The organism is Geodermatophilus sp. SYSU D00965, from assembly GCF_054050075.1.
The window spans coordinates 1-21,299 of sequence record NZ_JBJGYQ010000040.1 but is presented as its reverse complement, the minus strand read 5'-3'; the positions used below and the strand labels follow the sequence as shown (position 1 = coordinate 21,299).

16 protein-coding genes are annotated in these 21,299 nt (G+C 75.2%); 8 read left to right on the top strand and 8 right to left on the bottom strand.

What is annotated here, in order from left to right:
* Nucleotides 1-133: 133 nt before the first annotated feature.
* Both ACI789_RS23855 and ACI789_RS23850 read left to right on the top strand, forming a co-directional pair.
* A complete protein-coding gene (locus tag ACI789_RS23855) occupies nucleotides 134-415 on the top strand; it encodes a hypothetical protein (RefSeq protein WP_457012038.1) in 282 nt (93 codons plus the stop codon).
* Nucleotides 412-2,052 carry an AMP-binding protein gene (locus ACI789_RS23850; RefSeq protein ID WP_457012037.1) on the top strand — a complete coding sequence of 547 codons (1,641 nt, stop codon included), beginning with the start codon at nucleotides 412-414 and terminating at the stop codon, nucleotides 2,050-2,052. Before ACI789_RS23855 ends, ACI789_RS23850 begins: the two co-directional genes overlap by 4 nt.
* On the opposite strand, the gene ACI789_RS23845 is transcribed toward ACI789_RS23850, so the two are convergent.
* Genes ACI789_RS23845 through ilvD (ACI789_RS23825) form a run of 5 tightly spaced genes read right to left on the bottom strand, consistent with a single transcriptional unit; the run spans nucleotide 2,049 to nucleotide 7,748 of the window.
* Nucleotides 2,049-2,948, bottom strand: a complete 900-nt coding sequence (locus ACI789_RS23845) for an IclR family transcriptional regulator domain-containing protein (RefSeq protein WP_457012036.1) — start codon at nucleotides 2,946-2,948, stop codon at nucleotides 2,049-2,051. The genes ACI789_RS23850 and ACI789_RS23845 overlap by 4 nt on opposite strands.
* A 45-nt stretch (nucleotides 2,949-2,993) precedes the next feature.
* Nucleotides 2,994-3,434: an aconitase X swivel domain-containing protein gene (locus ACI789_RS23840; protein ID WP_457012035.1), complete on the bottom strand. Its 441-nt coding sequence runs from the start codon at nucleotides 3,432-3,434 to the stop codon at nucleotides 2,994-2,996.
* Nucleotides 3,431-4,711 carry an aconitase X gene (locus ACI789_RS23835; protein WP_457012034.1) on the bottom strand — a complete coding sequence of 427 codons (1,281 nt, stop codon included), beginning with the start codon at nucleotides 4,709-4,711 and terminating at the stop codon, nucleotides 3,431-3,433. The genes ACI789_RS23840 and ACI789_RS23835 overlap by 4 nt, the downstream gene beginning before the upstream one ends.
* Nucleotides 4,708-6,048 (bottom strand): FAD-dependent oxidoreductase, encoded by a 1,341-nt coding sequence (locus ACI789_RS23830; protein WP_457012033.1) that lies wholly within the window; start codon nucleotides 6,046-6,048, stop codon nucleotides 4,708-4,710. The genes ACI789_RS23835 and ACI789_RS23830 overlap by 4 nt, the downstream gene beginning before the upstream one ends.
* Nucleotides 6,045-7,748, bottom strand: coding sequence for a dihydroxy-acid dehydratase (gene ilvD, locus ACI789_RS23825; protein WP_457012032.1), 1,704 nt, complete (start codon nucleotides 7,746-7,748; stop codon nucleotides 6,045-6,047). Before ilvD (ACI789_RS23825) ends, ACI789_RS23830 begins: the two co-directional genes overlap by 4 nt.
* A gap of 309 nt (nucleotides 7,749-8,057) precedes the next feature.
* Here ilvD (ACI789_RS23825) and ACI789_RS23820 point away from each other — a divergent pair, with 309 nt between their 5' ends.
* Genes ACI789_RS23820 through ilvD (ACI789_RS23810) form a run of 3 tightly spaced genes read left to right on the top strand, consistent with a single transcriptional unit; the run spans nucleotide 8,058 to nucleotide 12,263 of the window.
* Entirely contained in the window at nucleotides 8,058-9,197 is a 1,140-nt protein-coding gene (locus tag ACI789_RS23820) for a hypothetical protein (RefSeq protein ID WP_457012031.1), read from the top strand.
* 55 nt (nucleotides 9,198-9,252) lie between these two features.
* Nucleotides 9,253-10,596, top strand: a complete 1,344-nt coding sequence (locus tag ACI789_RS23815; protein WP_457012030.1) for an FAD-dependent oxidoreductase — start codon at nucleotides 9,253-9,255, stop codon at nucleotides 10,594-10,596.
* The gene (gene ilvD / locus ACI789_RS23810) at nucleotides 10,593-12,263 is read left to right on the top strand and encodes a dihydroxy-acid dehydratase (protein WP_457012029.1); all 1,671 of its coding nucleotides are present in this window, start codon (nucleotides 10,593-10,595) and stop codon (nucleotides 12,261-12,263) included. Before ACI789_RS23815 ends, ilvD (ACI789_RS23810) begins: the two co-directional genes overlap by 4 nt.
* Here ilvD (ACI789_RS23810) and ACI789_RS23805 read toward each other — a convergent pair.
* From ACI789_RS23805 to ACI789_RS23795, 3 genes are all read right to left on the bottom strand, one after another.
* Complete coding sequence (locus tag ACI789_RS23805; RefSeq protein WP_457012028.1) at nucleotides 12,212-13,615, bottom strand: MFS transporter; 1,404 nt, start codon at nucleotides 13,613-13,615, stop codon at nucleotides 12,212-12,214. The two genes, ilvD (ACI789_RS23810) and ACI789_RS23805, sit on opposite strands and share 52 nt — an antisense overlap.
* Before the next feature lie 110 nt (nucleotides 13,616-13,725).
* Nucleotides 13,726-14,952: a formaldehyde dehydrogenase, glutathione-independent gene (gene fdhA, locus ACI789_RS23800; protein ID WP_457012027.1), complete on the bottom strand. Its 1,227-nt coding sequence runs from the start codon at nucleotides 14,950-14,952 to the stop codon at nucleotides 13,726-13,728.
* A 126-nt stretch (nucleotides 14,953-15,078) separates the two neighbouring features.
* Nucleotides 15,079-16,542 (bottom strand): aldehyde dehydrogenase family protein, encoded by a 1,464-nt coding sequence (locus tag ACI789_RS23795; protein ID WP_457012026.1) that lies wholly within the window; start codon nucleotides 16,540-16,542, stop codon nucleotides 15,079-15,081.
* 213 nt (nucleotides 16,543-16,755) lie between these two features.
* Here ACI789_RS23795 and mdlC point away from each other — a divergent pair, with 213 nt between their 5' ends.
* From mdlC to ACI789_RS23780, 3 genes are all read left to right on the top strand, one after another.
* Nucleotides 16,756-18,357, top strand: coding sequence for a benzoylformate decarboxylase (gene mdlC / locus ACI789_RS23790; protein ID WP_457012025.1), 1,602 nt, complete (start codon nucleotides 16,756-16,758; stop codon nucleotides 18,355-18,357).
* A 251-nt stretch (nucleotides 18,358-18,608) separates the two neighbouring features.
* The gene (locus ACI789_RS23785; RefSeq protein WP_457012024.1) at nucleotides 18,609-19,943 is read left to right on the top strand and encodes an MFS transporter; all 1,335 of its coding nucleotides are present in this window, start codon (nucleotides 18,609-18,611) and stop codon (nucleotides 19,941-19,943) included.
* Between the two features lie 220 nt (nucleotides 19,944-20,163).
* On the top strand, nucleotides 20,164-21,299 hold a 1,136-nt coding region (locus ACI789_RS23780; protein WP_457012023.1), incomplete at its 3' end, for a GAF domain-containing protein.

Sequence of the window (21,299 nt, the reverse complement as noted above, 5' to 3'; positions counted from 1 at the left end):
GCAGGGGGAGGACGACGTGGCGGGCAGCGTGGGGGGCCGGGGGGCGGGGCGGCCCCTGGGGGGGGGCGGGGGGGTCGGGCCCGGCCCCCCCCCCGCGCACCTGCTGGCCGGCGCCGGCTGGAGCAAGCGGCAGGTGTCGGAGTACCTGTACGAGCAGTCGTTCGTGTCCCGGGCGGAGCTGGACCGGGCCGGCAAGGGGGCGGTGTCGGCCAAGAGCCACTGGCGGGTCGCCCGCGACCACCCCGACGCCGTCGTCGACTCCGGCCCCGACCCGGCGCGGGACGGCGTCCACGCGATGACCTCGCCCGACGCCGTCCTGGTGGTCGTCGCCGGGGCGGCCAACTCCGGGGTGTCGGCCGTGGTGGAGACGTTCGGCCCGCGCGGCGGCCGGCCGGCGGTCACCCGGGTCGCGTGACCGGCTTCCGCGCCAACCTGGCGACGCTGCTGGAGGCGGTCGCCGACGCGCTCACCGAGGCCGACCCCGCCCGAACCGCGCTGGTGCACGGCGACCGGGCCGTGACCTGGGCGGCGTTCGACGACCGCGCGTCCCGGCTGGCCGGCCGGCTCGCCGCGGACGGGGTCGGTCCCGGCGACCGGGTGGGCATCGCGCTGTACAACTCGCCGGAGTACCTGGAGAGCCTGTTCGCGGCGCTCAAGCTGCGGGCGGTGCCGGTCAACGTCAACTACCGGTACCGGGCGGCCGAGCTCGAGCAGGTGGTGGCGCTGGCCGACCTGCGCGCGCTGGTCGCCGACGCGACCCTCGCCGAGCCGGCCGCCGTGGTGGCGGCCCGCCGCCCGGGGCTGCGCGCCGTCGTCCTCGCCGGCACCCCGGAGGGCGGGGATGGCCATTTCTGCCCCTACGAGGAGGCGGTGGCCGGGCCGCCGGCGCCGCGGGTCGAGCGATCCCCGGACGACCAGGTGCTGCTGCTCACCGGCGGCACGACCGGCCTGCCCAAGGGCGTGGTGTGGGACTGCGCCGGCGTCTGCGGGGTCGTCTCCTCCGCCTACGGCCGCGCCGGCCGGCCGGTGCCCGACGACGCGGCCGGGGTGGTCGCCGACGCGCTGGCCGCCGCCGGCGAGGGCAGCGCGCCGGTGGTGCTGCCGGCGTCCCCGCTGATGCACGGCACCGGCTTCTTCTTCAGCCTCGGCAACCTGCTGCGCGGTGGCCGCGTGGTCACCCTGCCGCAGCGCTCCCTGGACCCGGCGGCCCTGTGGACGGCGGTGCAGCGGCACCGGGTGACCGAGCTGGCGATCGTCGGCGACGCGTTCGCCGTCCCGCTGCTGGCCGAGCTGGACCGCGCCGCCGCCGAGGGCACCCCGTACGACCTGTCGTCGCTGCGCCGGGTGGTCAGCTCCGGCGTGCGCTGGGGGACCGAGACCAAGCGCCGGCTGCTGGCAGCGGGCCGGTTCACCCTGCAGGACTCCATCGCCGCCACCGAGGGCGGGCCGTTCGGCATCTCGCTGTGCGGGCCCGACCCCGGCAGCGTGAGCTCCCGGTTCACGCTGCCGCCCAACGCGCGGGTGGTGGCGCCCGACGGCCGCGACGTCGTCCCCGGCTCCGGCGAGGTCGGCGTGCTGGCCAGCACCGGCAACCTCCCGCTGGGCTACCTCGACGACCCGGCGGTCACCGCCGCGGTGTTCCGCACCATCGACGGCGTGCGCTACGCCGTCCCGGGCGACGCCGCCACGGTCGAGGCCGACGGCACGCTCACGCTGCTGGGCCGGGGCTCCGGGGTGATCAACACCGGCGGGGAGAAGGTGTTCGCCGAGGAGGTCGAGCAGGCCCTGGTCGACTGCCCCGGGGTGGCCGAGGCGGTCGTCGTCGGCGTCCCCGACGAGCGGTGGGGCAGCCGGGTGGCCGCGCTCGTGGTGCCCGAGCCCGGCGCGCGGCTGGACGAGGCGGCGCTGGCCGACGCGGTGGGGGAGCGGCTGGCCGGCTACAAGCGGCCGCGGCTGGTCACGGTCGTGTCGGCCGTGGAGCGGACCGTCTCGGGCAAGGTCGACCGCCGGTGGGCCGCCGAGCAGGCCCGGCGGGCCGCCGCGGCGCGCTAGAGGTGCCCGGGGGGCGAGGGCCGCAGCCCGAGCAGCGAGATGTCCCGCTCGACCAGCCGCGCGGTCTCCCGCAGGGGCTCCAGCGCCGCGCGGCGCAGCGCCGTCGGCGACAGCCGCCGCGAGTGGGTGCCCACGTTGATCGAGCCGACGACCGTGCCCCGCGCGTCGTGCACCGGGACGGCGATGGAGGTGACCCCCTCCTCCAGCTCCTGGTCGACCAGCGCGTAGCCCTGGGCGCGGACCTCCAGGAGCTTGGCCCGCAGCTGCTCGGGATCGGTCGTCGTCCGGGAGGTCCGCGGCTCGAACGGGCCGCGGGCGAGGAAGGCGTCGAGCTGCTCGTCGGGCAGCGCGGCCAGCTGCACCCGGCCGTGCGAGGTGACGAAGGCCGGCAGGCGGGTGCCGATGGTGATGCCGCCGGCCCGCACGCGGCGGGGCCCGACCCAGGCGACGTAGACGACGTCGTCGCCGTCGAGGACCGCGGAGCTCACCGTCTCGTTGAGCCGGTCGGACAGCGCGGTCATGTGCGGGGTCATCACCTGCGGCACCGACATCACCGACAGGTAGGTGTGGCCCAGCTCCAGCACCGTGGGTCGAAGGTGGAACCGGCGGTCGGCGGTGCCCACGTAGTCCAGGTCGACCAGGGTGAGCACGAAGCGGCGGGCCGCGGCGCGGGTCATCCCGGTGCGCCGGGCGATCTCGCTGAGGGTGAGCTCGGGCTGCTCGACGGTGAAGGCCTTGATCACGGCCAGCCCGCGCTCCAGCGACTGCACGAAGTAGTCGCCGCGCTCGCGGGGTGCGCCGGTGTCCCCGTCGTCGGGTACGGCCTCGGGTCCGGTCAGTGCTCCTGCTCCTCCTGCGCGGGCGCGGCGCGGTGCCGCGGCGTCCGTCTCCGGCATCGATCCTCGTCCGGGCGCCCCGCCGGGGGACAGGGCCGGACGACGCTACCTGCCCCTCGGGGTGACGGTGACCTCCCCGCGGTCGGCGTCCACCCGCACCCGGTCCCCGGTCCGGACGGCGGTGAACGGGTCGCCGTCGAGGTCGGTCACGGCGGGCACGTGGCTGACCACCACGCCGAGGGCGATCTTGGTGTTCATCGTGGTGAAGACCATCGCCGCCGGCGCCGAGCCCATGAGGCGGGCCATGTGGAACATGCCCGACCAGCCCGAGGAGCCCTTGGCGGTGGGGAAGACCAGCACCTTGCCGGCGAAGGACTGCCCGACCAGCTCGTGCCGGGACTCGATCACCCGGCCCTGCCGCGGCTCCACCCCGCCCCAGCCGGAGATGGCCTCGCGGGTGACCAGCGCCTCGCCCTCGGCCACCCCGCCGACCAGCCCCCGGCCGCGCAGCACGACCTGCTCCCGTCCGCGCGCCAGGTCCGTCACGGTGCCTCCCCTCGCCAGGTGCCGGTGACCGCGGCGTCCACGCACTCGGCGAGCGTGCCGAACCAGCCCTGCACGCCCATGATCGCCGGCAGGTAGTGCACCTGCTTGGCCGAGTCGGTCGCGATCACCCGGGTGCCCTCCGGCAGGAACTGGCCGATCGCCGGGCAGGTGTCGCTCATCAGCAGCGCGCCGGCGTCGGCGAGCGCCCGGTCGTACCCGTTGCGCTCGGCGACGTGCCGCAGCGCCCGGGGGGTGAACACCCACAGCTCGGTGTCCGGGTGCACCCGGCGCCCCTCGAGCAGCCGGACGACGTCGCGGATCTGGCCCAGGGTCGCGTGCGGGCAGCCGATCATCACCAGGTCCACGGCGGTGTCGCGGGCCGTGGCGTTGAGGTGCTCGTAGGCCTCCCGGCGCTGCGCCGGCCCGTAGGCGAGCCGCTCCACCGGCGCCCGCCCGGCGAGGGCCTCCTCGACCGTGCGCGCCTCCGCGGTGACACCCGGGACGTGGTAGAGCTCCACGCCGCCCGAGGAGGCCGCGGCCGCGCCGAAGTGCTTGAGCCGGACCAGGTCGGGGGTGGCGGTGATGCCGTCGACGACCGGGACGGCCTCCTCGGGCACCTGCTCGCCGAGCCAGTAGCCGAGCAGGCCCCAGTCCCGGTTGCTCTCGACCGGCGTGGTCACCTCGACCAGGTGGCTGCCGTGCCGGTTCTCGTCCAGGTGCAGGCCCCAGTAGGGGATCTTGCCGGTGAGCATGGCCGCGCCGGTGCTCTCCCGGCCCTCCACGTTGGTCCGGGCGCCGAGCACCGAGTTGACGTAGACGACCGCCGAGCTCTCCATCCAGGCGCAGTGCTCGCCCTTGAGCGGCACGTTGCCGACCTGGTAGGGCGTGCAGGTGTTGAGCAGGTGGATGCCGTGCTCGGCGTTGTACCGCTCGCTGGCCACGATCTCGTCGTGCTCGGCCTGCGGCAGCCCCTGGACCTGCCAGTGCTTGGTGTCCATCGGGCCGATGAGCTGGTAGCTCTGCGCGCGCACCGGCGGGATCGGCAGCACGGTGGGCGCGTCCAGGCTGTGCTCGGAGAACGCCGCGTCCGGGGCGGGGGAGCCGCAGACCAGGCTGTGCCGGGAGCCGAAGAGGTTGGCTCCGCACACGTTGTCGGTGTCGACCAGCCGCTCGGCCCCGAGCACCTCGCCGTAGCGGACGAGCAGGTCCATCGCGGCGGCGACCGCCTCGCCCCGGGCGCCGTCGAGCATGGCCTGCTCGTCGTCGGCCAGCCTCACCGGTCGTCCCCCAGCCAGGCGCCGTCCTCCTGCAGGCGCGCCTGCAGCTTGCCGACGTCCACCTCGCCGACCGCGACCCCGGCGTCCAGGACCAGGTCGGCGGCGGTGCCGGCGGCCTGCCCCATCGCGAAGCACGGCCCGGTGACCCGGGCGCTGGACTGCCCCTCGTGGGTCATCGAGGCGCACCGGCCGACGACGTAGGTGTTGGTCAGCCGCTGCGGCACGACCATGCGGAAGGGCAGCTGGTTGTAGCCCCGGGGCCGGCGCTGCCAGCGGATCTCCACGTCGCCGGCGACGTGCGCCTCCACCGGCCAGCCGTTGACGCCGATCGCGTCGGGGAAGTCGGCGCAGTCGAGGATGTCGTCCTCGCTGAGCTGGTAGGCGCCGACGATCCGGCGGGTCTCGCGGATGCCGATGTCCGGCGCGATGTCGATGACGTAGCTGGCGGCGAAGCCGGGCACCTCCTCCTTGTAGAAGGGGAAGACGTCGCGGACCTGGCGGCGGCCCTGCAGCTCGCCGAGGGTCAGCTGCCAGACGTCGGTGCCGTCGATCGCGCTGCCGTCGGGGTTGCGCAGCTGGGTGATGTTGGCCCGCCACTCCAGCGGGTCGCGCTGCGGGCGCACGATCGGCCGCTTGCGCGGGAAGGAGTAGCGCCCCGCGGCCTCGGCGTCGTCCATCAGCGCCGGCAGCCGGTCGTAGGTGTCGCGCGCCGTGGCCGCGTCGACGCCGTTGATGCGGAACATCAGCGACGGGTAGAGCATCCCGTGCGCGGGGTCGGTCTTCTCGTACGGCGCCCCGGCCCACGCGGCGAGGTCGCCGTCGCCGGAGCCGTCGACGAACACCCGGCCGCGGATCGCCCCGCGGCCGGACTTGGACTCCACCAGCAGCGCGTCCACGGTGCTCTCGTCGGCCATGACCGCGCCCACGGCCAGCGCGTGGAACAGCAGCGTGACGCCGGACTCGACCAGCAGGTCGTCCAGGGCGATCTTGTAGGCGCTGATGTCGTAGGCCTGGGCGAGGATCCGGTTGGCGAAGCTCAGGTGTGGGGGGTTGAGCCCGCCCAGGGCGTCGATCCGCTCGAGCAGCTCGTCGGCCAGGCCGTGGACCACCTGCCGGTCCTCGCCGTGCACCCGCGCGTGCAGGCCGCAGAAGGTCGACAGCCCGCCCGCGCTGCCCGCCCCGCCGGTGTAGCCGTTGCGCTCGACCAGGATCGTCGAGCGGCCGGCGCGGGCGGCGGCGGCCGCGGCCATGACCCCGGCCGGCCCGCCGCCGAGCACCACGACGTCGTACTCGCCGAGCACCGGCGTGCGCCGGCCCGGCTCCTCGACCCAACTCACCGGGTGCCCTCCTCGCGGGTACGGCCGGGGGACGGCGGGGTGAGCACCGCGCCCTCCTCGACGGGGGAGACCAGCCGGCGGTAGGCCGCCAGCCAGCCGTGGTCGGGGCCCGGCTCGGCGTCGCCGAGCCGCGCGCGCCGCTCGGCCAGCACGTCCTCGGGGACCTCCAGGTCGACGGTGCGCCGGTCGACGTCGATGACGATCCGGTCGCCGTCCTCGACCAGGGCCAGCGGCCCGCCCAGCGCCGCCTCCGGGGTCACCTCGCCGACGACGGTGCCCACGTTGACCAGCCCGGACATCTGCCCGTCGGTGACCACGGCGACGCTCTCGCCCAGGCCCGCGCCCTCGAGCGCGAAGACCACGGCCGAACCCAGCGCCATCCCCGGGCCGCCGACCACGCCCAGGCCGCGGACCACCAGCACGGTGCCCGGGGTGACCTCGCCGCGGGCCAGGCCGGCCAGCGCCGCGTCCCGGGTCGGGTAGCACAGCGCCGTGCCCTCGAACCGGCGGTTGCCGCGGTCGTCGACCGGCCGCTTGACCACCGCGCCGCCGGGCGCCAGCGACCCGCGCACCACGACGATGGTCGGCCGGGTGCCGAAGGGCCGGTCGGCGGGGCGCACGACCTCCTCGTCGGCCACGGTCGCCGCGGCGAGCGCCTCGCCCAGGGTGCCGCCGTCCACCGTCGGGACGTCGAGGTCGAGCAGGTCGCGCAGCTGGGCGAGCACCGCGCGGGTGCCGCCGGCCCGCTCCAGGTCCTCGATGAACGCCGGCCCGTTCGGGCGCACGGCGCACAGCAGCGGCACCCGGTCGGCCAGCTCGGCGAACAGCCCGGGGACGTCGACGTCCACCGCGGCCTCGTGCGCCACCGCCTGCAGGTGCTTGATCGAGTTGACCGACCCGCTGATCGCCAGCATCACGGTGACCGCGTTGCGGAAGGCGCCGGGGGTCAGGACCCGGCGCGGGGTGAGGCCCTCGGCGACCAGCTCGACGATGCGCGACCCGGCGCGGGCGACGGCGTCCCACATCGCGGGGCTGTTCGCCTGCACCGGGGTGGTGCCCGACAGCGTCATGCCCAGCGCCTCACAGGCCATGTGCATGGTGTTCGCCGTCCCGAGGCCGGCGCAGACGCCCGGCCCGCGGATGGCGTTGTCGCTCATCCCGCACAGCGTCTCGAAGGTCATCGCGCCGGCGGCGACGTGGCCGGCGGCGAGGAAGACCTCCTCGATGTCGACGTGCTCCCCGCGGTACTCGCCGCTGGGCTGGTAGCCGCAGCCGACGACGACGGTCGGGATGTCCAGCCGCCCGGCCGCCATGAGGTGCGCCGGCGCGGTCTTGTCGCAGGAGGCGAGGGTGACCATGCCGTCGAGCTGGGCGCCGTCGACGGCCACCTCGACGTCGTTCACGATCAGGTCGCGGCTGGGCAGGATGTAGCGCCCGTCGCGGCCGGCCGAGGTGATGAAGTCGGCCGGGGCCGCCGTCCGGACCTCGAACGGCAGCCCGCCGGCCGCCCGGATCGCCTCCTTCAGCGGCCCGACGACGCCGTCGAGGTGGCTGAAGCAGATCGCCAGGTCCGACGAGGAGTTGACGATCGCGATCTTGGGCTTGGCCATGTCCTCGTCGGGGATGCCCAGCGCCTTCCACTGCGCGCGGCGCACCGCCCAGCGGGAGCTGCCCTCCGCGAGGTCGCTGCGCAGGCTCACGGGCTGACGCCCGCGACCGAGTCGTGCCGTGGGACGACTGGTCATCGGCTCTCCTGAGGCTCAGCGGCGGTGCGTCCAGGTAGGCAGGGGCGGGCGCCGCGAGCTACCCAGGGCGCTTGTGCGGCATTCGACCGCTCGTTCTCTTCCCGCACGCTAAGGCGGCCGTTCCTGCCCCGTCAACGCCGTGGCCGGATCCTCCCGCCGGCGCGTCGGCGTGCTTGACGCGCCGCGGCCCGCCGGTACGGTCGTGTGCGCAGAGAGAGCGGCTGTGCGGATGCCGCACGCCTGCCGCTGCCTGAGGAGGAGCCGGTGAGCAGTTCGCTGGAGACGCGCGCGCCCGGGGAGGAGGACGCCCTGCCGCAGGTGGACGTCGCGACCCTGCGCCGCGTGCAGGAGTTCTACGCCGCCCAGGAGTGGACCGACGGGCTCCCCGTGATGCCCGTGACCGAGTCCTACCTGGCCGAGTTCCTCGCCCGGACCGCGCGCGACCCCGGCGAGGTCGTCTTCCGCATGCCGCACCTGGAGCGGTCCTGCACGGTGCGGTCGGCGGCGATCAACGCGGCGATGGCCGGCTGCCTGCCCGAGTACTTCCCGGTCGTGCTCGCCGCGTGGGACGCGCTGACCGCCGAGGGATACGCCGGCAAGGGCATCTGGCAGAGCACCACCGGCACCGCGCCGCTCCTGCTGGTCAACGGCCCCGTCCGGGAGCGCATCGGGCTCAACTCCCGCGGCAACGTCTTCGGCTCCGGGTTCCGCGCCAACGCCACCATCGGGCGGGCGATCCGGCTGACCGCCATCAACGCCTTCGGCCTGCACCCGCACCAGCTCGACCAGGCCACCCAGGGCACCCCGGCGAAGTACACCTGCTGCATCGCCGAGAACGAGGAGGACAGCCCCTGGGCGCCGTTCCCCACCGACCACGGCTTCGCGGCGGGGGACAGCACGGTGACCTCGATGCTGGTCCGCTCGGTCATCCACCTCGAGGCCCGGCACACCACCGACCCCGAGCAGCTCGGCCGCGACCTGGCCGGCACGCTGGCCCGCACCGGCGCGCTGGTGCACGAGACGATCAGCGGCTGCCTGGTCCTCGGCCCGGAGCACGCGCACGTGTTCGCCACGGCCGGGTGGTCCAAGCTCGACGTCCGCCAGTTCGTGTACGAGCACGCGGTCAACACCCGGGAGCGGCTGGCCGAGGTCGGCAAGGACGCCGTGTCGCGGGAGACCCGCTGGCGGCTGCCGGCCGGCCACCCGGACGCGGTGCCCGACACCGCCGCCGAGGCCGGGCAGGACGTCGTCCCGGTGCTCAACTCGCCCGAGGCGCTGCTGGTCGTCGTGGCCGGCGCGCACAACGCCGGGGTGTCGGCGGTCGCCGAGACCTTCGGGCCGCGCGGCGGCTCCCCGGCGATCGCCCGCGTCCCCTCCACCCCGACCGCCGGGAGCCCCCGATGAACCAACCCCACGAAGACGCTCCGCTGGCGCTCCACGTCTCCGCGGGGGCCCCGGCGTGAGCACCGTGCACGAGCCGGCCCGCGAGACGCCGGTGTACGGCGAGTTCGACGTCGTCGTCGTCGGTGGCGGCCCGGCCGGGCTGATGGCCGCGGCCTCGGCCGCCCGCGCCGGCCGCTCCACGATCCTGCTGGAGCGCTACGGCTTCCTCGGCGGCGCGGGCACCATGGGCGGGCTGTCCACCTTCTGCGGACTGCACGCGAAGGTGCACGGCGAGCACCGGCAGGTCATCCACGGCCTGGCCGACGAGCTGCTGGAGCGGCTGGTCAAGCTCGACGGCCTCAACGAGCCGCACCTGACCATCAACGACGGCATCCTCGCGCAGGCGTTCGACATCTCCGCCTACAAGCTGGCCGCCGACGAGCTGGTGACCTCCGCCGGCGCGCGGCTGCTGTTCCACGCCACCGCGGTCGGCGTGGTGATGGCCGACGACGGCGCGACGGTCGACGCGGTCCTCATCGAGTCGAAGTCCGGGCGGGCCGCCGTCCGGGGGCGGGTCTTCGTCGACGCCTCGGGGGACGCCGACGTCGCCGCCTGGGCGGGCGTGCCGTTCGAGAAGGCGCCGCACCTGCTCTACCCGTCGCTGATGTTCCGGATCAACGGCGTCGACGTCGCCGCGGCCGGCCCCGCGCCGTGGCGCACCGTCGAGCGGCTGATGAACGAGGCCGAGGCCGCCGGCACGCACCGGTTCCCGCGGAAGAAGCCGATCGTCCGGCCGCAGCGCAACCCGCTGGAGTGGCGGGCCAACCTCACCCAGCTGTCCAACCCCGACGGCACCGCCGTCGACGGCACCGACGTCGACCAGCTGACCCGCGGCGAGCTGCAGGGCCGCCGCCAGTCCTTCGAGGCCTTCGACTTCATCAGGAACCGGACGCCGGGCTTCGGCGACTCCTACATCGTCGACATCGCCCCGCAGATCGGCATCCGCGAGACCCGCCGGGTGTTCGGCGAGTACCGGCTCACCGAGCACGACGTCCTGGACTGCGCCGACTTCGACGACGCCATCGGGGTCAACGGCTGGCCGGTGGAGGCGCACGTCGCGGGCACCGTCGAGTTCCGCTGGCAGCGCGCGCCCCGCGGCTACAACCAGCTGCCCTACCGGATGGTCGTGCCGCAGGCGGTGGACAACCTCTTCGTCGCCGGCCGGTGCGCGTCGATGACGCAGGGCGGCCAGTCGTCGGCCCGGGTCACCGGCCCGTGCTTCGTGATGGGCGAGGCCGTCGGCGTGGCCGCCGACCTGGCCATCGCCGGGGACCTGGCGGTCCGGGACGTGCCGGTCGCCGAGCTGCAGCGCCGCCTCGAGGCCGGCGGCGCCTTCCTGGGACGCGAGGAGACGGAGTGACCACGCTGCGCAGCAACTTCCCGGTCGGCGGCACCCCCTGGGCGATGCGCCGGGCGCAGTGGACGGCGCTCGGCCTGTCCCCGGAGGACATGGAGAAGCCCAAGATCGCCGTCGTCAACAGCTCCTCGGGGCTGGCCAGCTGCTTCAGCCACCTCGACGGCGTCGTCCCGCCGCTGATGGACGCCATCCGCGCCGCCGGCGGCGTGCCGTTCGAGGTGCGCACCGCCGCCCCCAGTGACGCGATCACCAGCGCCGGGGCGCAGGGCCGCTACATCCTGCCCTCCCGCGACCTGCTGGCCAGCGACATCGAGGTCGCCGTCGAGGGCGCCCAGCTCGACGGCATGGTCACCCTCGCCTCCTGCGACAAGACCACGCCCGGGCAGCTGATGGCCGCCGGCCGGCTGGACATCCCGACCATCGTCGTCGGCTGCGGCTACCAGCCCTCGGGCGTCTACCGCGGCGAGCACGTCGACTTCGAGGACGTCTTCCTCTACGCGGGGCACGTGGCCACCGGCGCGATGACCGTCGAGGAGCTCGCCGAGATGGCGACCGTCGCGGTCAGCGGCCCGGGCGTGTGCGCCGGCATGGGCACCGCCAACTCGATGCACATCGCCACCGAGGCGCTCGGCATGGCGCTGCCCGGCAGCACCCCGGTGCTGGCCAACAGCCCCAGGATGTTCGCCGACGTGGCGCGGGCCGGCCGCCGGATCGTCGAGCTCGTCGAGGAGGACCTGCGCCCGCGGCAGATCCTGACCCCCGGCGCGTTCCGCAACGCGGTCACCGCCGTGCTGGCCATCAGCGGCTCGGTCAACTGCGTCAAGCACCTGCAGGCGATCGCGGTGGAGGCCGGCTGCGACGTCGACGTCCTGGCGCTGTTCGAGGAGCTGGCCCCGCGGGTACCGCTGCTCACCGGCGTCAAGCCCAACGGCGAGCGCCGGATCGACGAGTTCGAGGCCGCCGGCGGCGCCCAGGCGCTGCTGTACCAGCTGCGCGACCTGCTCGACCTCGACCAGCCGACCGTCGACGGGCGCACCCTCGGCGAGGTGCTCGGCGGCGCCACCGTGGCCGACGCCGACGTGATCCGGCCGGTCGACGCCCCGCTCGCCACGCACCCGGGCATCACCGTCGTCCGGGGCTCGCTGGCGCCCGAGGGCGCGGTGGTCAAGCGCACCGTCGCCGACGACGGGCTGCACCGCTTCCGCGGGCCGGCGCGGGTCTACTCCTCGCGGGAGGAGGGGCTGGCCGGCATCCGCGGCGGCGAGGTGCAGCCCGGCGAGGTCGTCGTCCTCAGCGGGCTGGGCCTGCGCGGCTCACCGGGGATGGCGCTGACCTCGGCGTTCGTCTTCGCCCTCGACGGCGCCGGGCTGGGCGACCAGGTGGTCGTGGTGACCGACGGGCAGATGTCGGGCCTGGTCAACAAGGGCCTGGTCGTCGCCGAGGTCAGCCCCGAGGGCGCGGTGGGCGGCCCGCTCGGGCTGGTCCGCGACGGCGACGTCATCTCCGTCGACGTCGACGCGCGCAGCCTCGAGCTGGAGGTGCCCGAGGAGGTGCTCGCCGAGCGCCGGGCGCAGATGGCGCCGCTGCCGCGGGCGGCCGGGTGCGGCTGGCTGTCGGTCTACGCCCGCTCGGTGACGCCGCTCTCCCGGGGCGCGACGCTCGGCGGCTGAGCGGCGGTCCGGCCGGCGAGGACCCAGGCCACGAGCGCGGCCAGCAGGCAGGCGACGCAGGCGATCGACCCGATGACCGTGTACGCGCCGCCGGCCGGCAGCCCCTCGCCGGCCGGCGTCGCCACGGACAGCACCGTGGCGGTCAGGGCGCTGCCCACGGAGAAGCCGGCGTAGCGCAGCACCTGGTTGAGGGCCATCGCGCTGCCGGTCTCCCGGGGCGGGACGGCGGAGACGACCAGCCCCGCGGCCGCGGCGAACACCGTGCTCACGCCGAGCCCGGCGACCGTGGTCACCACGACCAGCGCCCACAGGTCGCCGCGGTAGAGGGCGAACAGCGCCTGCGCGCCGGCCATCAGCAGCGCCCCGACCGCCAGCACCGCCCGCGGGCGGACCCGCTCGCCGAGCCGCCGGGAGAGCGGGCCGGCGAGCATGCCGGCCAGCGAGAACGGCAGGAGCAGCAGGCCGGCGACCAGCCCGGAGGCGCCGAAGCCGTAGCCGCTGTCCGCGGGCGTCTGCGCCAGGATCGGCACCGAGCCCATCATGAGGTAGTTGGCCAGGCTGACCAGCAGGATCGAGGCGTGGCCCGCGGCCGGCAGCCGCCCGCGGGCCAGCCGCAGGTCGATCAGCGGGGCGCGGACCCGCAGCGCGACGAGCGCCCAGGCGGCGAGCAGCAGCAGCGAGGCCGCGCTGACCAGCAGCACCCGGAGCGACGTCCAGCCCCAGGTCTCGCCCTCGCTGAGGGTGAGCAGCGCACCGGCCAGGCCGGCGCCGAGCAGCAGCGCGCCCCAGAGGTCGAAGCGGCGCGGGGGGACCGGGGCGGCCGGTGGCAGCACGAGCGCTGCGGCGGCGAGCGCACCGGCGCACACCGCGGCCGCCGCCCAGAACGCGGCGGTCACCCCCGCGTACGTGGCGATGGCCCCGGCGATCGGGTAGCCCAGGCCGACGCCGGAGACCACGGTGATCGACAGCGCGGCGATCGCGCGGCGCGAGCGCGCGGGGGGCAGCGCCTCCCGGGCTGTCGCGATGAGCAGCGGCATCAGGCCGAGCCCGAAGCCCTGCAGCCCCCGCCCGGCGAGGAACCAGCCCAGCGACAGCGGCAGCGCGGTGAGCACGCCGCCGAGCACGACGAGGACCAGCGCGGACAGGGCGACGGTCCGGCGGTGCGACCCGTCGCCGAGCCGGCCCAGGACCGGCGTGGCGACCGCCCCCACCAGCAGCGGCATCGTCAGCGACCACTGCGCCACGTGCAGCGGGACGTCGTGCAGGTCGGCGACGGCCGGGATGAGCGGCGCGCCCACGCTGCTGGTCACCGCGACGACGGTGGCCAGCAGCACCAGGACGGGGACGAGCACGCCGGGGGAGCGCAGCCCCCTCCGGCGGCTGTCGCGGCGGTGCCGGACGGCCGTCGAGGACCCGACCACGCCGGTGGTCGGGTCCTCGACGGCGTCGGGGCGGTTGCTGGTCAGGCCGCGGCCTTCCCGGTCACGTTGTGCGGGTCGATGACGTACTTCTTGGCCACGCCGGAGTCGAACTCGGCGTAGCCCCGCGGGGCGTCGTCCAGGCTGATGACGGTGGCGTTGACCGCCTTCGCGATCTGCACCCTGTCGTGCAGGATCGCCATCATCAGCTGCCGGTTGTAGCGCATCACCGGGCACTGGCCGGTGGTGAACGACAGCGACTTGGCCCAGCCGGTGCCCAGCGAGATCGACAGCGCGCCCACCTTGGCCGCCTCGTCGATGCCGCCCGGGTCCCCGGTCACGTACAGGCCCGGGATGCCGAGCGCGCCACCGGCCGCGGTGACCTCCATGAGGGAGTTGAGCACCGTCGCCGGCGCCTCCTTCTGCGCGCCCGACCCGTGCCCGCGGGCCTCGAAGCCCACCGCGTCGACGCCGCAGTCGACCTCGGGGACGCCGAGGATCTGCTCGATCTGGTCCTTGGGGTCGCCCTTCGACACGTCGACGGTCTCGCAGCCGAAGGCACGGGCGGCGGCCAGCCGGTCCTCGTTGAGGTCGCCGACGATGACGACGGCCGCGCCCAGGAGCTGGGCGGAGACCGCGGCGGCCAGGCCGACCGGGCCGGCGCCGGCGACGTAGACGGTCGACCCGGTGGTGACCCCGGCGGTGTAGGCGCCGTGGTACCCGGTCGGGAAGATGTCCGACAGCATGGTCAGGTCCAGGATCTTCTCCAGGGCCTGGTCGCGGTCGGGGAAGCGCAGCAGGTTCCAGTCCGCGTAGGGGACCATCACGTACTCGGCCTGGCCGCCCTGCCAGCCGCCCATGTCGACGTAGCCGTACGCCGAGCCGGGCCGGTCGGGGTTGACGTTGAGGCAGATGCCGGTCTTGCCCTCCTTGCAGTTGCGGCAGCGCCCGCAGGAGATGTTGAACGGCACCGAGCAGACGTCGCCGACCTGGATGAACTCCACGCCCGGGCCGGTCTCCACGACCTCGCCGAGGATCTCGTGGCCGAGCACCAGGCCGTGCGGGGCGGTGGTGCGGCCGCGGACCATGTGCTGGTCGCTGCCGCAGATGTTGGTGGTGAGCACCTTGAGGATCGCGCCGTGCGGCACCTGCCGCCCGACGTTGTCCGGGTGGACGCCGGGGCCGTCCTTGAGCACGAGCTCGGGGTAGTCCAGATCGGTCACCTCGACCTTGCCCGGGCCCTGGTAGGTCACGCCGCGGTTGTTCGCCATGGGGTCCTTCTCCTCGTCGTCGAGTGGACGCCAGCACCCTCGCAAGCTGCCGGCCGGTTCGGTCAACTGCTCTCCCGGAGGGCGGGAGGACGACGGCCGCCGTCCCCCCGCCCACCCGGGCTGCGCCTAAGCGGGGAAGCCCACCGCGTGGGTGTCCATGAACTCGCGGAGACCCTCGATGCCCATCTCCCGGCCCATGCCGCTGTGGTTGAACCCGCCGAACGGCGCGCGCTCGTCGAGGTGCGCGGCGCCGTGGGCGTTGACGAAGGTGTACCCGGTGCGCAGCCGGGCCGCGACCGCGGCGGCGCGGTCGAGGTCGGCGGTCCACACCGACGAGCACAGGCCCGACCAGGTGTCGTTGGCCCGGGCCACGGCGTCGTCCTCGTCGTCGAACGGCAGGATCGGCAGGGTCGGGCCGAACTGTTCCTCGACCACCACGCGGGCGTCGTCGGCCGGGTCGAGCACCAGGCTCGGCCGGAGGAAGTTGCCGACGGAGGTGTCGGCGCCCTCGGCGGCCTCGCCGAACTCGCGGACCTCGGCGCCCGACTCGCGGGCCTGCGCCAGCATCTCGAGCACGTACTCCTTCTGCCGGGCCTGGTGCAGCGGGCCCATGGTCACGCCCTCGTCGAGGCCGTGGCCGAGCCGCTGGGCGGCGAGGATGCCCGAGAGGCCCTCGACGACCTCCTCGTACCGGGAGCGGTGCACGTAGAGCCGCTTGGTGGCCATGCAGATCTGGCCGGTGGAGTCGAACGTGCCGCCGAACATCCGCTGCATCGCGTCGCCGGAGAGGTCGGCGTCGGCCAGGACGAGCGCCGGGTCGTTGCCGCCCAGCTCCAGGGCGACGCGGGTCAGCGACTGCGACGCCATCGACATGATCCGCTGCCCGCCGCCGACGCTGCCGGTGAAGCACACCTTCTTCACGCGGGCGTCGGAGACCAGCGCCGAGCCGATCTCGGCGTCGGCGCCGGTGACCACGTTGAGCACGCCCGGCGGGAGCAGCGCGGCGACCTGCTGCACGGTGCGGGTCGTGGCCAGCGGCGTGCTGGGCGGCGGCTTCACCACGACGGTGTTGCCGGCGACCAGGGCGTAGGGGAGCGAGGCGCCCAGGATGGCCAGCGGCCAGTTGAACGGCACGATGATCGTGACGACGCCCAGCGGCAGGTAGGAGACCGTCGTCCGGTACGGCGGGGCGGGGAGCTCGGTCGTGAGCCCCACCTGCTCGGCCAGGCCCGTGGCCAGGCCGCACCGGTGGGCGAACACCAGGGAGTCGACGAAGGACTCCATCCGGATCTTGCCGTTCTCCCGCGTGAGGATCTCGGCGGTCGCCTGCCGGTCGGCCTCCAGCGGCGCCAGCGCCGCGGTGACCAGCTCGGCCCGCTCCTGCGGGGTGCGCGCGGCCCAGGCCGGGAAGGCCCGGTGCGCCGCGGCGACGGCCTCCTCGGCCTGCTTGGCGCTGGCCGCGGCCGCGTAGCCGACGACCGAGCGGCCGTCGGCGGGGTCGACCACCTGGAGGTGGTCGTCGGTGCTGCGGATCTCGCCGTCGATGAACAGCTCGGTCCGGACCTCCGGCAGCTGGTCCAGTGACACCATGCGGTCTGCTTCCTCCAGTGTCGGGTATCGGGCGGACGTGCCCACCGTCACGCTAGGCCCGCCAGGTCGCGGGCGGCCCCGGGCATCCGACCGCACCGGCACCCCCGGCTCCGGAGGGGTGGGGCGGGACATTCGTCGTACGTGACCGGCCGCGTCCGGCCGGGGTCTAGCGTGCGCTCCGACGTGCAGTGACGGCAGCAACAGGAGGACGCCGTGCCCACCGTCCGCGAGACCACCTACGACCTGCTCCGCTCCTGGGGGCTCACCACGGTCTTCGGCAACCCCGGCTCCAACGAGCTGCCCTTCCTCGACGGGTTCCCCGACGACTTCCGCTACGTCCTCGGCCTGCACGAGGGCGCGGTGCTGGCGATGGCCGACGGGTACGCCCAGGCCACCGGCCGGCCGGCGCTGGTCAACCTGCACTCGGCGGCGGGCCTGGGCAACGCGATGGGCAACCTCGCCAACGCCCGGGCCCTCGGCACGCCGCTGGTGGTCACCGCCGGGCAGCAGGCCCGCGCGATGGTGGGGCTGGGCTCGGTGCTGGCCGAGCCGGGCATGACCCGGGTGCCCGAGCCGCAGGTGAAGTGGGCCTTCGAGCCGGCCCGCGCGCAGGACGTCCCCCGCGCCCTGTCGGAGGCCTTCCACCTCGCCACCCTGTCGCCCACCGGGCCGGTGTTCGTCTCCCTGCCGCTCGACGACTGGCGGCAGCCGGTGGACGACGACGAGGTCGCCTTCCTCGGCCGGCGCCGGGTGCGGGCGGCCGGCGCGCTGCCCGACGACGTCCTGGGCGAGCTGGCCGGCCGGCTCACCGCCGCCCGCAACCCGGTGCTCGTCGTCGGCCCCGAGGTGGACGACGAGCGCGCGTTCCCCCTCGTCGTCGCCCTCGCCGAGGCCCTGCAGGCCCCGGTCTGGAACGCGCCGACGCCGCCGCGCGCCCCCTTCCCGACCCGCCACCCGCTCTGGCAGGGGTGTCTGCCCCCGAGCATCGCCGGCGTCTCCGAGCACCTGGCCGGGGCGGACCTGGTGCTCGTGCTCGGCGCGCCGGTGTTCCGCTACCACGCCTACCGGCCCGGCCCCTGGCTGCCCGAGGGCGCCGAGCTGGTGAGCGTCGGCAGCGACCCTGGCACAGCGGCGCGCGCGGCGTTCGGCGACGCGGTGGTCGCCGACGTCGCCACGGCCGCCCGGCAGCTGGTCGCCGCCCTGGAGGGGCTGCCGCCGCGCCCGCCGCGGCCGGCGCCGCAGCGGGTCTCCGCGCAGGACCCCGACGCCGCCCCGTTCACCGCCGACGGCGTCTTCGCCCTGGCCAACCGGCTGCTGCCGGCCGGCGTGCGGTTCGTCAACGAGTCGACGTCCAACACCGCGCAGTTCTGGTCGCACCTGGACGTCGACCGGCCGCGCAGCCTGTTCTTCCCGGCCGCCGGCGGCCTGGGCTTCGGCCTGCCGGCCGCGGTCGGCGTCGCGCTGGCCGACCCGACCCGCCCGGTGGTGGCGGTCCTCGGCGACGGGGCGTTCCAGTACGGCGTCCAGGGCGTCTGGACGGCGGTGCAGCACCGGCTGCCGGTGACCTTCCTGGTGCTGCGCAACAACACCTACGGGGCGCTGAGCTCGTTCCTGGGGCAGCTGGGCGTGGCCGGCGTGCCGGGGCTGGACCTGCCCGGCCTGGACGCGGCGACCATCGGGCAGGGCTACGGGCTGCCCGGCCGCACGGTCACGACGGGGGAGGAGCTGGCCGAGGAGCTGGCCGCCGCGGGCAAGGCCGAGGGGCCGCGGGTGGTCGAGGTGCCGATCGCCGCCGAGACGCGCACCCTGGGCTGAGCCGTCCTCGCGCGGGGGGAGTGACGCACCTCACCGCCCCGCTCCGGGGCGGATGTGCACGGCGTCGGCGCTGATGAGAGGCGCGTCCGGGACGGATGACGTAGGCGCAGTCGCCGCGGCGACCCGGGACGAGCGGGTCGGGCGGCTCACGACTTCGGTGTCAAGACCGGTTTCCATCGACGGGACGGTGTAACCGGCATCACGACCGGTGCGCCACCCCAGCCAGAGGCGTCCAGAGGAGAACTCCCCCCGTGGCAACCCACACCACCCCTGCGCCCGCGAAGGCAGGCCCGTCGAAGAAGAGCATCTTCGCGGCCAGCTTCGTCGGCACGTCGATCGAGTGGTACGACTACTACATCTTCGGCACCGCCGCCGCGCTGGTGTTCGGCACTGCCTTCTTCGGGGCCTCGTCGGTCGCCGGCACCCTGGCCGCGTTCGCCACCTTCGCCGTCGGCTTCGTCGCCCGGCCGCTCGGTGCCGCGGTGATCGGCCACTTCGGTGACCGGATCGGCCGCAAGTCGATGCTGGTGCTCACCCTGCTGCTCACCGGCGGGTCGACCTTCCTCATCGGCCTGCTGCCGACCTACGACGCGATCGGCATCGGCGCGCCGCTGCTGCTCGTCGTGCTGCGGCTGATCCAGGGCTTCGGCGTCGGCGGCGAGTGGGGCGGCGCGGTGCTCATCGCCACCGAGCACGCCAGCCCCCGCAAGCGGGCGGTCTACGGCAGCTTCGCCCAGTTCGGCGTCCCGATGGGTGTGCTCACCTCGAACCTCGCCTTCCTCGCCGTCTCCGGCCTCGATGACGACGCCTTCCTCAGCTGGGGCTGGCGGATCCCGTTCCTCGTCAGCATCGTGCTGGTCGTCGTCGGGTTCCTGGTGCGCAGCAAGCTCGAGGACGCGCCGGAGTTCCAGCAGGTCAAGGAGCAGAAGGCGGTCAGCAAGATCCCGGTGGCCGAGCTGGTCAAGCGCCAGCCGCGCACGCTGGTCCTGGGCAGCCTCGCCTCGATCGCGCCGCCGGCCGTCGGCTACACCGTCATCGTCTACATGCTCACCTACGGCACGACCGTCGTCGGCTTCGAGCGCTCCACGCTGCTGTGGCTGATCCTCGCCTCGACGCTGGTCTGGATCGCCACGATCGTCGTGGCCGCCGTGCTGTCCGACCGGTTCGGCTCCAAGCCGGTCTTCGCCATCGGCGCGCTCACCGCGGTGATCTGGCCGCTGCCCATGTTCGCGCTGGTCAACACCGGCAACGCCGCCGCGGCGCTGTTCGCGTTCGTCGTCGCCGCCGTCGTGCAGGGCATCATGGCCGGCGCCCAGGGCGGTCTGTTCACCGAGATCTTCGAGGTGAAGACCCGCTACAGCGGCATCTCCATCGCCTACCAGCTCGGCGGCATGATCGGTGGTGCGGTCACCCCGATCGCGGCCACCGCCCTGTACGGCGCCTACGAGTCCTCCACGCCGATCGCGCTCTACGTGGCGGCCCTGTCGCTGGTCAGCCTGGTGGCCGTGCTCGGCATCCGGGTGCTCCCCCGGGGCCGGCAGGCCGACGCCGACCGGCTGGGGACGTCGGCGGCCACCTCCGCCTGAGCCGTACCGGCACCCTCCGCGGCGCTCGGGGCGGGCCCCTGGACGGGGCCGACCGCCGGCCGGGACCTCCGCGGGTCCCGGCCGGCGCGTCGTCGTCCGATCTGCGGGGGAGATCGGTGCCGCGGCCGCGGTGCGCCCGGGAGTAGCGTGCGGACGCACGTCGACCCGGAGCGAGGGCGCCGGGGACGACGGGCGGGACGGGGCGGGAGTGCGCAGTCAGGTGGATGCCGCGGCCGGTGCGGTGTGGCCCCCCGGCATCGGCGAGGACCCGGTGCTGCGCGCCCTGGTGGGCGTCTCCGCCGACGGCCTGGCCCTGGTGGACGACGCCGGCCGGCTGCTCGGCCTCAACGCCGCCGCCGCGGCGGTCCTGGGTCCACCGGCCGCGGAGCTGGTCGGCGCTCGCGTGCCCTTCGAGCCGCCGGCCGGGGACCCCGACGCCGCGGACCTGCGGCGGACCAGCTGGGCCGCGCCGGGCGGCAGCCGCAGAGAGCTCGAGTACCGGGTGCTGCCGGTGGGGCCCTCCCGCTGGGCGGTGTGGTTCAGCGACGTCACCGACCGCGTGCGCCAGCAGGAGCGGCTGACCGCGATCACCCGGGCGGCGTCCAGCGTCGCCGACGCCTACTCCCTGCGTGCCACCCTCGACGCCGTGGCCCGCGAGATCGCCATGACCGCGACCATCGCCGCCGTCCAGATCCTCGCCCTCGACGACCCCCGCGACGAGCTCCGGCTGCTGGGCATGGCCGGCTTCGGCGACGCCGAGGACTTCCCTGAGAAGCTCGCCGCCGCCCGCGCCCTGGGCGCCCGCGTGCTGTTCATGGAGGCGCTGCAGCGCCGGGAGCCGATCGTCAGCCTGCACCGCAAGCCGGTGATCATGGCCGACCCGACGTGGGGGCCGCTGCACGAGATCATGGGCCGCCCGGACTGGGACAGCTTCGTCTCGATGCCGATGGTCGTGCGCGGCCGGGCGCTGGGCATCATCAACGCCTACTACGAGCCGGGGGAGGACCCCGGGGCGAGCTCGCTGGCCTTCCTCGAGGCGATGGCCGACTCCGCGGCGGTGGCCATCGACACCGCCGCGCTGCTCGCCCAGACCCGGTCGCGGGCGCAGTCCGACGAGCGCCGCCGGCTGGCGCGGGACCTGCACGACTCCGTCGTCCAGCAGGTGTTCTCGATGCGCATGCAGGCCGAGGCGCTGCGCACCCACCTCGACCAGGCCGGCGCGGACCCGGCGGTCGTGCGCAGCGGCGCCGAGGAGCTCGCGGCGCTGGGGGGGGGGGGGGGGGGGGGGCGGGGGGGGGGGGGGGGGGGGGGGGGGGGGGGGGGGGGGGGGGGGGGGGGGGGGGGGGGGGGGGGGGG